The following is a 14653-nucleotide window of genomic DNA, read 5'->3' on the forward strand; positions in this document are numbered from 1 at the left end:
TATCGTCGATATACGATGAATATCATTCCGGCAAGTATCGTTTCTGCGAAAATCCAATCCGTCCCGAGAAGGCGGCCGGCCGCCCCGGCAGGCTTACTGCTGCTGGGTTGGGTTCGTGGTGATCTGGTCGCCCATCGCCTTGTAGTCGGCGGCCTCACCTTCCTTCGATGTCTCAGGCACTTTGAACACCTGCCCCGGCCAGATGCGGTCCGGATCGGCGATCTGCTCCTGATTGGCGAGATAGATGGTCGAATAGCGAACGCCGTGGCCGTAAACACGACGCGAGATGCGCCATAGCGTGTCGCCGCGACGGATGATGACGGCGCTGTTCACGTGCTCGAGCTTCGGTGCAACGGTGGTTGCCGGCGCTTCAGTGGTCGCGGCCGCTGCCGTTTCAGCCGGCTTCTGCTCGCCGGTTGCGGCAGGCGCTTGCGCCGCGGTCGTCCCCGTGTCGGCCGGCTTGGTTTCGGTCGTGGCCGGTGCGGTCGGCGCAACGGCTGCGATCGATTCACCCGGCTCCCTCTGGAACGGCACAGTGGCGCGAACGACGACCTTGGTGCCGTCGGCATCGAGCCCATCGACCCGGATCGTGTATTCGCCAACCGGCAGGTCGCGCGCTGCTTCGATCAGGAAGTGGCCATCGGGAGATGTCAGCGCATCGCCCAGCAGGATTTCGTTGGCATAGGCGCGCACCTTGCGGCCGGGATCGGCAAGACCGGCTACGAACACCTTGCTGCCGTCGATCTCAACGGCTTCGACGACAATTTTTGCACCCTGAACAGGCGTCACAGGCGCTGCGGCATTGCCGGCTGCGTCAGGCGTTGCAGGCGCGGTGCTGATCGGCGCTTCGGTGGCGCCCGGCTGCGCCTGCGGCGTCTCGGTCTTTGGGGCCTCGGCCTGCGCTTGATCGGCAGGCTTTGGAACGGTCAGGAGTTCAGCCGGCTTGCCGGGCTCCTCGACCATGGCAAGCACCTGCCCGCCGGCCTGTTCGGGAACTGAAACCACAGCGGTCTGCGTCGACGTGGCAACCACGCTGTCCGGCGCCGTCGAGCGCAGCACGATCTGGTAGTCGCCCGGCTTCAGCGGGTCGTCGAGCACGATGGCGAAAGCGCCATCGGCGCCCGCAGTCGTTTCGCCGAGGACCGTGGAGCCATGAACGATCTCGACCTTGGCATTCGGGGCCGCGTTGCCCGCTATCACGACCGAACCGTTACCCTCGACGCGCACGACGTCGAAGGTCGGGGCCACCACGCCGGCGGGGGCGGGCTGCGTCGTGGTTGCGGCTTCGCCCGCAGGGGCTGCCGGCTTCATCGCATCGGCTGCGGGCGCCATGGCGTTTGAATCGGCCGCCGGAAGCCGCGGCTGCGTCCCGGTCGAAGTAGCCGGCGCTTGCTCTGGAGTTGCAGGTTGGGAGAGCGATGCAACGTCTGCGGGCGGCGGATTGAGGTAGGGGTCAAGGGCACCTGAAACATAGGCCACGCCTGCCGCCGCGACAGAGCCGCCGACTGCAAACAGAAAAGCCTTCAAAGGTGTAATTGCCATATTGTTCTTGCCCCTTAGCCACCTAACGCGGTCTATCCTGTTTTGCGGAAACCGACAAGAAAAGACCGCATTGGACTTGACCGCCGCCCGCGCCCCTAGCACCAATCATTCCATGAACACGATTCGATCCGTCTGTGTCTATTGCGGCTCATCTCCGGGCCGTGATCAGGCCTATCTCGAAGCGGGGCATGTTCTCGGCCGTTCGATCGCGCTTTCGGGGCTGCGCCTCGTCTATGGCGGCGGCACCAAGGGCATCATGGGCGCGGTCGCCGACGGCGCAATCCGGGCGGGCGGCAAGGTCACCGGCATCATCCCGCGCTTCCTGATGAACAAGGAAGCCACGGAAACGGCGCTCGACCGGCTGGACGAGGTCGTCATCACCGACAACATGCACCAGCGCAAGCAGAAGATGTTCGAGGAATCCGACGCCTTTGTGGCGCTGCCCGGCGGCATCGGCACGGTCGAGGAAATCGTCGAGATCATGACCTGGGCCCAGCTCGGCCATCACCGCAAGCCGATGGTGTTCGGCAACATCAAGGGATTCTGGGACCCGATGCTGTCGCTGATCGCGCATATGGCAAGCGAGGGCTTCATCCATACCGCGCATCAGGTTCGACCTGTGGTCGTCAACGAGGCGGGCGCAATCGTTGCCGCGATCCTGGCCGCCGCCTCTGTCGCGGACGGCCCCGCCGAGGGCGTCCCCTCACTTATTGAGAAGATGTAGGCCTTTACTGGGAAGGCACGACCGGGCTTGCTGGTTTGCGGCCCAGCATCGACCATGAATACATCGCAAGCGCCATCCAGATCAGTCCGAACGCGGCTGCGTCGATCATGCCGAACGGCTCGTGGAACACGAACACCGCGATCAGGAACACCATGGTCGGCGCGATGTACTGCATGATGCCAAGCGTCGAGAAGCGTAGCAGCTTTGCACCAAAGGCGAACATCAAAAGCGGCACGGCCGTGATCGGCCCGCAACCGAGCAACAGCGCAATATCCTTCCAATCACCCGAGACCAGATGGTCCTGTCCGTTCGCCATCAGCCACAGCACATAGATGCTGGCCGGAATGGCGAGGATCATAACCTCGAGCAGGAAACCCTGGCTTGGTCCTATCGGCAGCGTCTTGCGGCAAAAGCCGTAGGACGCGAAGGAAAATGCCAGCACCAGCGAAACCCAGGGCAGCTTGCCGCTCTCATAGGTGAGGATCGCAACCGCAACCACAGCAAGCCCAACCGCCACCTTCTGCAACTTGTCGAGCTTCTCGCCAAGCAGCAGCGCGCCGACCATCACGTTCACCAGCGGGTTGATGTAGTAACCCAGCGCCGTCTCAACGGTGCGGTCCACCGCGATCGCCCAGACATAGAGGCTCCAGTTGATGGTGATCAGCGTCGCGGTGAGAGCGCCCATGGCCAGCATGCGCGGCGAACGGAGCGCCAGCTTGAAATCCGCCGTACGGCCAAGCCAGACGAGTGCCACCGCTGCGATGGGAACCGACCAGATGATCCGGTTCGCGATCACTTCGATCAGCGGCAGATAGGCCACCGCCTTCATGTACAAGGGCAGCAGTCCCCACAGGAAATAGGCGAGGAAGGCCAGCACGAAGCCGCGCTGCGCGCCCTTGCTGTCGACCTGCGGTTTAATCACATCAGTTGCCATTGCGCCCATATGGGCCTCGGCGCAGCCAACGACCATCGCAAAGTTCTGATGGGTCAATGGTCTTTCGCTGATGGCTCAACCCGGTCGGCGGCGCTTTACTCGGCGGCCACCAGTCCGGCAAGCTCGCGATTCTTCATCAGCTTGAAGACGATGGAATCCATCAGCGCCTGGAACGAAGCGTCTATGACGTTGTCGGAAACGCCGACAGTCCACCAGCGCCCGCCGCTGCCATCCTGCGATTCTATCAGCACGCGGGTTATCGCCTCGGTGCCGCCGTTCAGGATACGCACCTTGTAGTCGACCAGTTCAAGATCGGCGATCTCGTCCTGATAACGGCCAAGATCCTTGCGCAGCGCGATATCGAGCGCATTGACCGGACCATGGCCCTCGGCCACCGACATACGCGGCTCGCCCTCCACCTCGATCTTCACGATGGCTTCCGACACCGTCTTTATGTTGCCGTTGGCATCGAAGCGACGCTCGACCATGCAGCGAAAGCTTTCCACCTTGAAGAATTCCGGCACCGCGCCAAGCGTGCGGCGGGCCAAAAGCTCGAAGCTCGCGTCGGCCCCTTCATAGGCGTAGCCTTCCGCCTCGCGCTCCTTCACCAGCGCAATCAGCGTATCGAGGCGGTGGTCGTCACGCGCGACCTCGATGCCGCGCCGTTTCAGCTCGGCAAGGAAATTGGCCTTGCCGCCCTGGTCGGAAACCATGACGCGGCGGCGGTTGCCGACGCTTTCCGGCTCGACATGCTCATAAGTCTTCGGCTCCTTGGCAAGCGCCGAGGCGTGGATGCCGGCCTTGGTGGCAAAGGCTGAAGCGCCGACATAAGGCGCCTGCGCTTCCGGCGCGCGGTTCAGCAGTTCGTCGAAGGCGCGCGACAGGCGGGACAAGCCGGTCAGCCGTTCCGCCGTGATCCCGGTTTCGAAGCGCTCGGCGTAGGCGGGCTTCAGCACCAGCGTCGGAATGATGGTGACGAGATTGGCATTGCCGCAGCGCTCGCCGATGCCGTTCAGCGTGCCCTGGATCTGGCGAACGCCAGCCTCCACCGCGGCCAGCGAATTGGCCACTGCCTGGCCCGTATCGTTGTGGGCGTGGATGCCCAGATTGTCCCCCGGAATGCCGGCTGCGATCACCTTGGCGACGATCTCGCGCACTTCCGAAGGCTGGGTGCCGCCATTGGTGTCGCACAGCACGATCCAGCGCGCACCAGCGTCATACGCCGCCTTGGCGCAGGCCAGCGTATAGGCGGCATTGGTCTTGAAGCCGTCGAAGAAATGCTCGCAATCGACCATCGCCTCCTTGCCGGCCGCAACGGCTGCCTCGACCGAAGCGCGGATGGCCTCGAGGTTCTCCTCCTGCGTGCAGCCGAGCGCCACGCGCACATGATACTCGGAGCTTTTCGCGACATAGCAGATGGCGTCCGACTTCGACTGAACCAGCGCCGCAAGGCCGGGATCGTTCGAGGCCGAAACCCCGACGCGCTTGGTCATGCCGAAAGCGACGAAGCGGGAGCGAACGGTGCGCTTCTGCTGGAAGAAGGCCGTATCGGTGGGGTTAGCGCCCGGATAGCCGCCTTCGACGTAGTCCATACCGAACTCGTCCAGCAGCTTGGCGATCGCCGTCTTGTCTTCCACCGAGAAGTCGATGCCCGGTGTTTGCTGGCCGTCGCGCAGCGTCGTGTCGAAAAGATAAAGGCGCTGTTTCATGGCAGACATTTTTCGATCACGCCTTCCCCGCGAACTTGTCGGTCGCGTAGATCAGCCGGTCAAGGATGCCCGGTTCCGAATAGGCGTGGCCCGCGCCTTCGATCAGGAAGAACTCGGCCCTCGGCCACGCCTTGTGCAACTGCCAGGCATAGTGCGCCGGGCAAGGCATGTCGTAGCGGCCATGTATGATGACGCCCGGAATGTCCTTGAGCTTGCCGGCATCGCGCAGAAGCTGCCCCTCTTCCAGCCAGCCGGCATGAACGAAATAGTGGTTCTCGATGCGGGCGAAGGCGACCGCATAATCTGCCTCGCCGAACACGTCGCTGGTTTCGGGCTCCGGCAAAAGCGTGATGGTCTGGCCCTCCCATTCGCTCCACGCGATGGCCGCCTCCACCTGCGCCTTGCGGTCCTGGCCGACGAGCCGCTTGCGGTAAGCCGCCATCATGTCGCCGCGCTCCGCTTCCGGGATCGGAGCGAGGAAGCGCTCCCATTTTTCCGGGAACATCTGCGACACGCCAAACTGGTAGTACCATTCGAGTTCGGCACGCGTCAGCGTGTAGATGCCGCGCACCACGAGTTCGCTGACGCGCTCTGGATGCGTCTCGGCATAGGCGAGCGCCAGCGTCGAGCCCCACGAGCCGCCGAACACCAGCCATTTGTCGAAGCCGGCCATTTCACGCAGCCGCTCGGTGTCGGCTACCAGATGCCACGTCGTGTTGGCGTCAATCGAGGCATTGGGCGTGGATTTCCCGCAACCGCGCTGGTCGAACAGGATCACATCGTAAAGCTTGGGATCGAACAGGCGGCGATGCCTTGGCGAAATGGTGCCGCCCGGCCCGCCATGCAGGAACACCGCTGGCTTGGCGCCCCTGGTTCCCACCCGTTCCCAATAGATCGCGTGGCCGTCGCCGACATCAAGCGTGCCGCTGTCGAACGGCTCGATTTCGGGATAGAGGGTCCGCAATTCGCTGCTCATTCCTTGTCGTCCTCGCGCGGCCATGTTTCGGTATCGTGATCGGGATGCTGGTAGGAAACGAGGCTGGCGAGAAAATCCGCCGCTTCCTGGTCCGCCATCGTGTCCATGCCGGGCAGCGCCGCGATGCCATCGACATAGGAAAGCTTTGCCTCGGTTCCCCATTGGATCTTGGGCACGATGCCATCGGGTTCATCGAATGCGCCGATGGCGAGACCCACGCCGTCAGGTGCCGTATAGGTCAGCGGCGTGCCGCAATTTTCGCAAAAGCCGCGGCTGGCGTGATTGGAAGACTGGAAGTATTTCGGCGCGCCGCGCGTCCAGACGAGCTTTGCCTCACGCACCGAGACCAGCGGTGCGTAGAACGAACCAAAGGCCTTCTGGCACATGCGGCAATGGCAGACCGACGCATCGCCCAATGCACCCTCGACCCGGAAACGCACCGCGCCGCACTGGCAGCCGCCGGAATAGATCGGGCGATTGTCGAGGCTCATCGCAAGACCTCGCAGGCGCTTCGGACAGGCTGATTCAGCAAAAGCCGGCAAGTGCCTGATCGCTGAGTCATTTCCTTCATTGCGGCCCTCATTCTGGAGAGTGACATACGGCCTCGATGTTGTTGCCGTCGGGGTCGAGAACGAACGCGCCATAGTAGTTGGGATGGTAGTGCGCTCGTACGCCCGGCTTGCCGTTGTCGCGCCCGCCCGCATCCATCGCCGCCTCATAGAATTCATCGACTTCAGAGCGCTTGTCGGCGGTGAAGGAATAGTGGCGGCCCGGTCCGCTTTCCTTGCTCTCATGCAGCCAGAATTGCGGCCTGTCGTAGCCGTATCCGCCAACCTTGGCACCGCCGGTGTACTCTTCCGGCACCATCATCACCAGCGATGCGCCAAGCGGCGCTAGCGCCGCATCATAGAATGTCTTCGAAGCCTCGAAATCGGTAACGGGAATTCCGGTATGATCGATCATCGCTTCACCTCCCATGTCGTGATGCGTTCGCCGGTGGCGGGGTCCTTGCCGTCCTTCAACTGCACGCCCTGGGCCAGAAGTTCATCGCGGATGCGATCGGCCTCGGCCCAGTTCTTTTCGGCGATAACTGTCAGGCGGCGGGCGATGGCGGAATCCACCACAGCATGATCGACTTCCGCACTCACATCAAAGCCGAAAAACTCCAGCGCAGTCTTGAGCGCAGATGCAGCCGCCGCGTCGCCGTCGCCAGCCTCGCTCGCCAACTGCGTCAAATGCTGGAATGCGCCATATGTCGCCAGATCATCCGACAGGACCTCGATCACGCTCTGCGGCAAGCTTGCATCACCCTCGGCAAGATCAGCAGCCCGTTTCCACTTGCGCAGCGTGTTTTCCGCTTCCTCCAGCTTGCGCACGGAAAAGTCGATCGGTTCGCGATAGTGCGTCATGAGCATGGCGAGCCGCAGCACCTCGCCCGGCCACCTGCGGCCGCCAAAGGTTTCGGTCTCCAGCAACTCGTTGATCGAATAGAAATTGCCGAGGCTCTTCGACATCTTCTGGCCTTCGACCTGCAGGAAGCCGTTGTGCATCCACACATTGGCCATCGTATGCGTGCCGTGGGCGCAGCGCGACTGGGCAATCTCGTTTTCATGGTGCGGGAAGATCAGGTCGAGCCCGCCACCATGGATATCGAACACTTCGCCGAGATAGGCCGACGACATTGCCGAGCACTCGATGTGCCAGCCCGGACGGCCCCTGCCCCAAGGCGAATCCCAGCCCGGTTCTTCCGGTGACGACAGCTTCCACAACACGAAATCGCCGGGGCTTTTCTTGTGCGCGTCCACCGCGATGCGCGCGCCGGCCTGCTGTTCGTCGAGCGGGCGCTTCGACAATTGGCCGTAGTCTGGCATCGATGCGGTATCGAACAGAACTTCGCCTGCCGCTTCATAGGCATGGCCGCGTTCGATCAGAGATTGAATCAGGCCGATCATGTCGGTCTTGCCGTCCGACCTGGGCTGCACGAACTCGGTTGCGCGCGGCTCGAAATTCGGCGGCAGGCAGCCGAGGGTCGCGACATCCTTGTGGAACTGGTCGGCGGTCTTTTCGGTCACGCGGCGGATCGCTTCGTTGAGCGAAAGCTTGCCGGACGCGATGTCGTCGCCGTAATCGCGCAGCGCGCGTGCGTTGATCTTGTCATCGACGTCGGTGATGTTGCGCACATAGGTGACATGCGCCTCGCCATAGAGATGGCGCAGCAGGCGGTACAGCACGTCGAAAACGATGACCGGGCGCGCATTGCCGATATGGGCGAAGTCGTAGACCGTCGGGCCGCAGACATACATGCGCACATTGTCCGGATCGATCGGAGCGAAATCCTCCTTCGACCGGGTCAGGGTGTTGTAGAGACGCAAGCCCTTGAAACCGGGCGTTCCTGCAACTGCCTTGGACATTCATCCCCTTCCCGGCTTTAGCCGGTTCAACAAAGCGCACAAAGATCAGCCTGGCTGGCCGGTTCGTTTGTCCACTCTGGAAGAAAGATGAGGCGAAAACGTCCGGGCCAGCGCGAAGCTAGCCGATAATCGAAATGCCACAAATGGCAAAAGACGTTTCCATGGCGCGCTTTATCGCTTTCGCCTCTGTTGCAGTCAAGCCGCAAAATTGGCTGAAAATGCCGGTTTGCCGCAAGACCGGCGCAAGCGAAAGATTTTATTAAACATGTAAGTACAGCCTCGACCTCAGAAGCGCGGCTATTGCGTCAAGCGTCACGATTTGGTCCGATTTGGTCGTCATGACCCCCGGCTCCAAGTGAAACCAACCCGAAGGAAAGAACAATGTCTCGAAAACCGGAAGCAAAGCGACCTAAGCAACCAGTACTGGCCAACCAATACCGCGCCATCGGTCCGGCAGCGATCGTCGCTGCGCTCCTCCACAGCACCAAGAAGAAGAAGCCCGTTCAGAAGTTCCTCTCGCCGCGCGTTGCGTGACGATCCGGGCGGCGGCATGATTTGCCGCTGAAGAACCACAAACAGACGTATTGCCAGTCCTGCAAGTCCAGCGCCCAATCGGGTGGCTTGATCGCGTGTCCTGGCAACCCTGTTTAAAACAGCGTCATCTGATCGTCATCGGCGCCGGGCTTCCGGCGCTTCGGTTTCTCGGGCTGGGCCAATGTCTCGCCCGTATCCCGCTCCTGTATTTCCGGGCCGGTGTTGGCCACCTTGTTGACGAGGCTGGACACCGGGATCGCCTCGAAGAAGTCCGGCTGGGCCGGCTTCATAAGATCAGCGACATCGCGCGGTTCCTGGCTGCGGCAATCCAGCCAGCGAGAAAAATCCTGCTCCTCGATCACCACCGGCATGCGCTGATGGATATGGGCGATGTCGGCATTAGCGCTCGTCGTCAGTATCGCGCCGGTGTCCATCTCGGACCCGCCCGGCTCTGCATAAGGCTCCATCAGCCCGGCAAAGGCGATCAGCCCGCCGCGCTTCGGGCGCACCCAATAGGCCTGCCCTTTCTTGCCGCCCGTCTGCTGCCATTCATAGAAGCCTGACGCCGGCACCAGCGCACGGCGGTGGCGCATGGCCGTACGGAACGAGGCCTTGGTCGCGGCCTCTTCCGAGCGCGCGTTGAACAACAGTGGAAAGGCGCGCGTGTCCTTGACCCAAGACGGGATCAACCCCCAGCGCACCAGCATTGCCTGCCGGTCGGGCAGGTTCGAACCGGCGGGCTGCGGCGGACCGGCCAAAACCATCATGATCGGCTGCGTCGGCGCAATGTTGTAGCGTGGCGGAAATGCCTCCACGTTGGCCACCGCCATCATGGCCATGAACTCTTCCACGGTCGCCGTCAGGGCAAAGCGCCCGCACATGGCTCAATCCTTCGATTTGCGTGTTCACCACTAAAGGTGGCGATGGAACTATCGCGGCGCAACCGCTAAAGCTGCCTGGGACGAACCGTCCACAGCAGGCTCCGGTCTCGATCAGTGAAAAGGACAGCTCTTGCCTGAAATCCCAGCCGTTTCAGTTGCGCTCGTGCGTGGCGACCGCGTTCTCCTGGTGAAGCGCGCCCTGCCGCCTTCGCAAGGGCTCTATGCGTTTCCCGGCGGCAAGGTCGAAGCGGGCGAAACGCTGGAACAAGCAGCACGGCGCGAACTGATGGAGGAAACCACGCTCGACGGCACTTCCTTCCGGCCGCTGGAAACGATCTTCATCGAAGGCGCGCGCGACAACCACCCGGTCGACTACCGGCTGACCGTGTTCGGCGCTGATTACATCGGCGGCGAAGCTGTCGCCAGCGATGACGCCGCGACCGCTGCATTCTATACGCTGGCCGAGATGTCCGCCCTGCCGCTGGCGGATTCGGTGTTCACCATTGCCGAAAGCTTGCTGCTCCCGGATGCCGCTCAAGCCCCCGATCCTGAGATTGGTCTTGCAGCCGACAAATTGCTTGGCCACAAAGGCGCATGAACCGCGCTTCGCTTTTCCTCGCTGTTGCCCTAGCCGTTTCCGCCGCCCTGCCAGTGCGGCCGGCTGTTGCCGTCGAAGCGCCGTTCGAGGCCGGCCTGATGCGCCTTGCCGAAGTGCTGGGCTCGCTGCACTTCCTGCGCAACTTGTGCGGCGAAGCCGGCAATGACTGGCGCGGGCAAATGGAAAAGCTGCTCGAATCGGAAAATCCCAATGCCGAGCGCCGCGCCCGCTTCATCGCCTCCTTCAACCGCGGCTATCGCTCCTTCAGCGAGTCCTACAAGGCCTGCACACCGTCGGCCACGGAAGCGATCAACCGCTACATGAAGGAAGGCGAGGCTTTGACCCGCGACATCGCCTCGCGTTACGGAAACTAGATCGGCAGACGCACTCCAACTGGGCGGAGTTTTGGCGAGGGCAATGGAAGAGTTGTTCGTCACATATCTGCCGGCTGCCGCCGTCGTGTGGCTGGTTCTCCAGGTTGCTGCCCTGCGCATGCTGGACGGGCTATGGCGAAAGGCCGCGTGGTTGCCGATTTACGCCATGGGTGCCGCAATCGCAGTCGCCGTCCTTGGCGTTATGGGCGGCTCGAACCTAGCCCCGATCTGGGTGGTCTTCGCCTTGCCGCTCTGTTTCCTGTGGATCACCGCTCTTTGGGTCATCCGTGGTCTGGCGTGGCTGGTGTCACGCTCGAGATGAAGCAACCAGTGCACAGGGCCGCTGGCACATCACGCGGACCTTGCCTGCGGCTGCCGGATGGGATTTCAATAGCCGCGCAATAAGGGAGGCGTACTGCCAAATGTTCAGTCACATTGTCGTCGGCACGAACGACATCGAAAAATCACGCAAGTTCTATGATGCAATCTTCGCGGCCGCGGGTTCCCAACCCGGAACGATCGACGCAAAAGGCCGGCTTGTCTACTCCAAGGACGGTTGCCGCTTCCTCATCACCAAGCCGATCGACGGCAAGGGCGCTACCCACGCCAATGGCGGCACCATCGGCCTGAAAATGGACAATGCCGACGTCGTGAACGCCTGGCACGATGCGGGCGTGAAAAATGGCGGAACCTCGATCGAAAACCCTCCGGGCATTCGCGAATCCGCCGCCGGCAAGCTTTACCTCGCCTATCTGCGCGACCCCGACGGCAACAAGCTCTGCGCGCGTGCCGCGATAGCGTAGCCCGCAGCCGCTTTCAGCCCGGGAATACGCCGAATCAGGCCCATTGCCTGCTGGCGCCGACATGACTGAAGTGCTAGTCACCAGCCAGCATGCCTGCTCGCCCGGCCCGCTACAGTCGTAGAATCGGGCCAGGGTATTTCGCCATTGCGGCGCCTCACCCAATATATGTATGAAGACGCGGTTAATTGCCCTTCGGCAAATTAACTTAAACCTTAGAGATCGATATCGTGCCGCATTCTGTTGCTGTATGGTGTTGGAATACGGACCGAGTCAGCGGGACCATCCGGGAATTGTAAAATTCGATCGAAATTTCGTTTTGATTACAAGACCCTACAAAGATCGCGGATTTTCGGCCAACAAGGGAACGCCTCAAGTTTGATCCTCCTATGAAGGGTCGGCGCTTGAAAAGGGTGGTAGTTGCGTATGGAACACAGCGTAAACGATATCGACGCAATGGTCAGGGAAGAAAAGCGCCTGACAGCCGTCGAAAGCCACAATGAGGCGTGGGCCGAAGGTCTTTCGGCCGGAATCGAGCCCGAAATTATCGCCGAAGCCGCCCTTGAGACCGCTTTTGGCGAAATGCTGCGCACCAACGGCGAAACCGCGGCACTGGCTCTTCTCGACCGCATGCGCGAAAAGGTGATCGCCGGCGCGTTCGAGCCGGAACGCCTGCGTCACTAACGCCTGCCATCAAACAGCTTTTGACGCATCTTTGGCCTTGGGGCATCATGCCGGCGTGAAGGAGATGCGGGCATTGAATTTTCCACATTCAGGCAGGCTGGGCATTGTGCGGCTCAGCCTCATCATGCTGGCGGTTTGCGCCACGACGACGCCTGCCTTGCTGGCGGCGGTTCTCCCTGCGTCGGCACTCAGCGAAATCAAGCGCGAGGAACTGCCCTCTACCGTTTCGCCGCCCGCCGACGATGACGGATCGCCCAATGCCGTGCCTATGCCGGACCCGATCGAGACGCCGAAGCCTTCCACCGAACAGCCTGCTTCACCGGAAGACAATGAGTCACCGGCGCAGGTCGATCCCGAATCGCCGGCGGAAGACGGCAGCATCGCCCGGCCGCATATCAACCCGGACGAGCCGCTGCCGGAAGTGGTCTACGACCTTACCCGGCTGCCGGAACCGGTGCGCCGCATGCGCGACCTGATCGTCGAGGCCTGCAAGAGCGGCGACATCCAGAAGCTGAAGCCGCTGATCGGCATGGGCGACGATGCCACGCAACTGTCGCTCACCGATGTCGAAGGCGAGCCGATCGAGTTCCTGAAAAGTCTCTCGGGCGACACCGAGGGCCAGGAAATCCTCGCCATCATGGAAGAAGTGCTCAATGCCGGCTATGTCCATCTCGACGCCGGCACGCCGCAGGAACTTTATGTCTGGCCTTACTTCTTCGCCCTGCCGCTGGACAAGCTGGACGCGCGCCAGCGGGTCGAGCTTTTCAAGATCGTCACGGCAGGCGACTACGAGGACATGAAGCAGTTCGGCACCTACATATTCTACCGCGTCGGCATAACGCCGGAAGGCAAGTGGGCGTTCTTCGTCGCCGGCGACTGACACGCTTTGCCATCGCTGTCAGGAGGCTTGTGCAGGAGCGTTGCTCCTGTTGCATGGATGCTTGCGGGGGCACCCTCGGCGGACTACGTAAGGCTGGTAGTTTGCAATATCAGGCCCCTTTTCATCCATGCCCTTCGCCCTGCTTGAAGATCGCGCGCTCATCCTTGTGTCCGGCCCCGAGGCCGAGCACTTCCTGCAAAACATCCTGACCGTCGATCTCGAAACGCTCAAACCGGGCGAGGCAAAGCCGGGCGCGCTTTTGACGCCGCAGGGCAAGATCCTGTTCGATTTTCTCATCTCTCGCGCCGGCGCCGATATCTTCCGTATCGAGTGCCGCGCCGACATCGCCAGCGACTTCCAGCGTCGGCTGATGCTCTACAAGCTGCGGGCCAAGGCAGAAATCATCAAGCAGGATCAATCCGTTGTCACGGTCAGGTGGCAAGATGATTCAACCCCTTCAGGAACTGATTCAACAAGCGTCATCGACACGCGCTTTCCGTCCGGCTCCGTCAGGCGCGATTACGAACCGGCTTCCGCGCAAGGCGACCCTGCGGCGTGGCACGCCTTCCGCGTCGCCAGCGGTATTGCCGAAAGTGGCCTTGATTACCAACTTGGCGAGGCCTTTCCGCATGATGTCCTGCTCGACCAGACCGGCGGCGTCGGCTTCAGGAAGGGATGCTATGTCGGCCAGGAAGTGGTTTCGCGTATGCAGCATCGCGGTACCGCGCGGCGGCGTGTGCTGATCGCCTCAGCAGACCAGCCGCTGCCCGCCGCAGGCACAGATCTAACCGTCAACGGGCGTTCCGTCGGAACGCTCGGTTCCACCTTCGGCAAGTCCGGACTGGCCATTGCCCGCATAGACCGGGTCAAGACGGCCCTCGACCAAGGAGCGGCAATTCTAGCCGGCGACGTGCCTGTCCAACTCGCAATCCCCGAGTGGGCCGGCTTCACCTTCCCGCAGGATGCCACCGGCACGGAGGACGCCTGATGGCCGACCGCGTCGGCGCACCGCCGCGCGCCTGGCAGCGCATGTTGTCGGGGCGGCGGCTCGACCTGCTCGATCCCTCACCGCTCGATGTCGAGATTTCCGACATCGCGCACGGGCTCGCCCGCGTCGCCCGCTGGAACGGCCAGACCAGCGGCGAGCACGCCTTCTCGGTCGCGCAGCACTCGCTTCTTGTCGAGGCAATATTTTCGAAGCTGGTACCGTCTGCTTCGCCGGAAGCGCAGCTCGCCGCCTTGCTCCATGACGCACCCGAATATGTCATCGGCGACATGATCTCGCCGTTCAAGTCGGTGGTCGGGGGCGGATACAAAGATTGCGAGCATCGCCTGCAGCGCGCCATCCATCTGCGCTTCTCGCTTCCGGCGGAACTCGGTGCCGGCCTGCGCAAGGACATCAAGCGCGCCGATCAGGTCGCCGCTTATTTCGAGGCAACGCTTCTCGCCGGGTTTTCGACCGCCGAGGCAACGGAGTTCTTCGGCCGGCCGCGCGGCATCAGCGCCGACAGTTTCGACCTGTCGCAGCGCTCGGTGACATGGGCGCAGAATGCCTTCGTCAAGCGATTTGCCGCGCTGGAAAAAGCGCGCGCTAAAACCGCGTGAC

General features: G+C 62.1%; 18 protein-coding genes. 10 read left to right on the forward strand and 8 right to left on the reverse strand.

Annotated features, from left to right (window positions below):
* Positions 1-93: 93 nt before the first annotated feature.
* On the reverse strand, positions 94-1542 hold the full coding sequence (locus ACODTY_RS12425) for a LysM peptidoglycan-binding domain-containing protein (RefSeq protein WP_488994573.1): 1449 nt from the start codon (positions 1540-1542) through the stop codon (positions 94-96).
* Between the two features lie 112 nt (positions 1543-1654).
* Between ACODTY_RS12425 and ACODTY_RS12430 the strand changes: the two genes are divergently transcribed.
* Complete coding sequence (locus ACODTY_RS12430; RefSeq protein WP_488994574.1) at positions 1655-2266, forward strand: LOG family protein; 612 nt, start codon at positions 1655-1657, stop codon at positions 2264-2266.
* Positions 2267-2270: 4 nt separating this feature from the next.
* Here the strand turns inward: ACODTY_RS12430 and rarD are convergent, their stop codons facing one another.
* The 6 genes from rarD to cysS all read right to left on the reverse strand — a co-directional run bounded on the left by rarD (position 2271) and on the right by cysS (position 8296).
* Entirely contained in the window at positions 2271-3200 is a 930-nt protein-coding gene (rarD, locus tag ACODTY_RS12435; RefSeq protein ID WP_488994608.1) for an EamA family transporter RarD, read from the reverse strand.
* A 95-nt stretch (positions 3201-3295) separates the two neighbouring features.
* Positions 3296-4909 (reverse strand): citramalate synthase, encoded by a 1614-nt coding sequence (cimA, locus tag ACODTY_RS12440; protein ID WP_488994575.1) that lies wholly within the window; start codon positions 4907-4909, stop codon positions 3296-3298.
* A gap of 16 nt (positions 4910-4925) precedes the next feature.
* A complete protein-coding gene (gene pip, locus ACODTY_RS12445; protein WP_488994576.1) occupies positions 4926-5885 on the reverse strand; it encodes a prolyl aminopeptidase in 960 nt (319 codons plus the stop codon).
* The gene (locus tag ACODTY_RS12450; RefSeq protein ID WP_488994577.1) at positions 5882-6376 is read right to left on the reverse strand and encodes a GFA family protein; all 495 of its coding nucleotides are present in this window, start codon (positions 6374-6376) and stop codon (positions 5882-5884) included. Before ACODTY_RS12450 ends, pip begins: the two co-directional genes overlap by 4 nt.
* Before the next feature lie 88 nt (positions 6377-6464).
* Positions 6465-6848 (reverse strand): VOC family protein, encoded by a 384-nt coding sequence (locus ACODTY_RS12455; RefSeq protein ID WP_488994578.1) that lies wholly within the window; start codon positions 6846-6848, stop codon positions 6465-6467.
* Positions 6845-8296 (reverse strand): cysteine--tRNA ligase, encoded by a 1452-nt coding sequence (cysS, locus tag ACODTY_RS12460; protein ID WP_488994579.1) that lies wholly within the window; start codon positions 8294-8296, stop codon positions 6845-6847. Before cysS ends, ACODTY_RS12455 begins: the two co-directional genes overlap by 4 nt.
* Before the next feature lie 381 nt (positions 8297-8677).
* Here cysS and ACODTY_RS12465 point away from each other — a divergent pair, with 381 nt between their 5' ends.
* Positions 8678-8830 carry a hypothetical protein gene (locus ACODTY_RS12465; protein ID WP_156464894.1) on the forward strand — a complete coding sequence of 51 codons (153 nt, stop codon included), beginning with the start codon at positions 8678-8680 and terminating at the stop codon, positions 8828-8830.
* A gap of 113 nt (positions 8831-8943) precedes the next feature.
* Here ACODTY_RS12465 and ACODTY_RS12470 read toward each other — a convergent pair whose 3' ends face one another.
* Positions 8944-9711 carry an SOS response-associated peptidase gene (locus ACODTY_RS12470; RefSeq protein WP_488994580.1) on the reverse strand — a complete coding sequence of 256 codons (768 nt, stop codon included), beginning with the start codon at positions 9709-9711 and terminating at the stop codon, positions 8944-8946.
* Positions 9712-9841: 130 nt separating this feature from the next.
* Between ACODTY_RS12470 and ACODTY_RS12475 the strand changes: the two genes are divergently transcribed.
* From ACODTY_RS12475 to ACODTY_RS12510, 8 genes are all read left to right on the forward strand, one after another.
* On the forward strand, positions 9842-10309 hold the full coding sequence (locus tag ACODTY_RS12475; RefSeq protein WP_488994581.1) for an NUDIX hydrolase: 468 nt from the start codon (positions 9842-9844) through the stop codon (positions 10307-10309).
* Positions 10306-10683, forward strand: a complete 378-nt coding sequence (locus ACODTY_RS12480; RefSeq protein WP_488994582.1) for a TIGR02301 family protein — start codon at positions 10306-10308, stop codon at positions 10681-10683. The genes ACODTY_RS12475 and ACODTY_RS12480 overlap by 4 nt, the downstream gene beginning before the upstream one ends.
* Positions 10684-10726: 43 nt before the next feature.
* Entirely contained in the window at positions 10727-11005 is a 279-nt protein-coding gene (locus ACODTY_RS12485; RefSeq protein WP_488994583.1) for a hypothetical protein, read from the forward strand.
* A gap of 100 nt (positions 11006-11105) precedes the next feature.
* Positions 11106-11486, forward strand: a complete 381-nt coding sequence (locus ACODTY_RS12490; RefSeq protein WP_488994584.1) for a VOC family protein — start codon at positions 11106-11108, stop codon at positions 11484-11486.
* 423 nt (positions 11487-11909) lie between these two features.
* Entirely contained in the window at positions 11910-12167 is a 258-nt protein-coding gene (locus ACODTY_RS12495) for a hypothetical protein (protein WP_056235002.1), read from the forward strand.
* Between the two features lie 73 nt (positions 12168-12240).
* Positions 12241-13047, forward strand: coding sequence for a hypothetical protein (locus ACODTY_RS12500; RefSeq protein WP_056235099.1), 807 nt, complete (start codon positions 12241-12243; stop codon positions 13045-13047).
* A 127-nt stretch (positions 13048-13174) separates the two neighbouring features.
* Positions 13175-14035: a CAF17-like 4Fe-4S cluster assembly/insertion protein YgfZ gene (gene ygfZ / locus ACODTY_RS12505; RefSeq protein WP_488994585.1), complete on the forward strand. Its 861-nt coding sequence runs from the start codon at positions 13175-13177 to the stop codon at positions 14033-14035.
* A complete protein-coding gene (locus ACODTY_RS12510; RefSeq protein WP_488994609.1) occupies positions 14032-14652 on the forward strand; it encodes a YfbR-like 5'-deoxynucleotidase in 621 nt (206 codons plus the stop codon). Before ygfZ ends, ACODTY_RS12510 begins: the two co-directional genes overlap by 4 nt.
* Position 14653: the final 1 nt, after the last annotated feature.

Source organism: Mesorhizobium sp. FG116, from assembly GCF_057809835.1.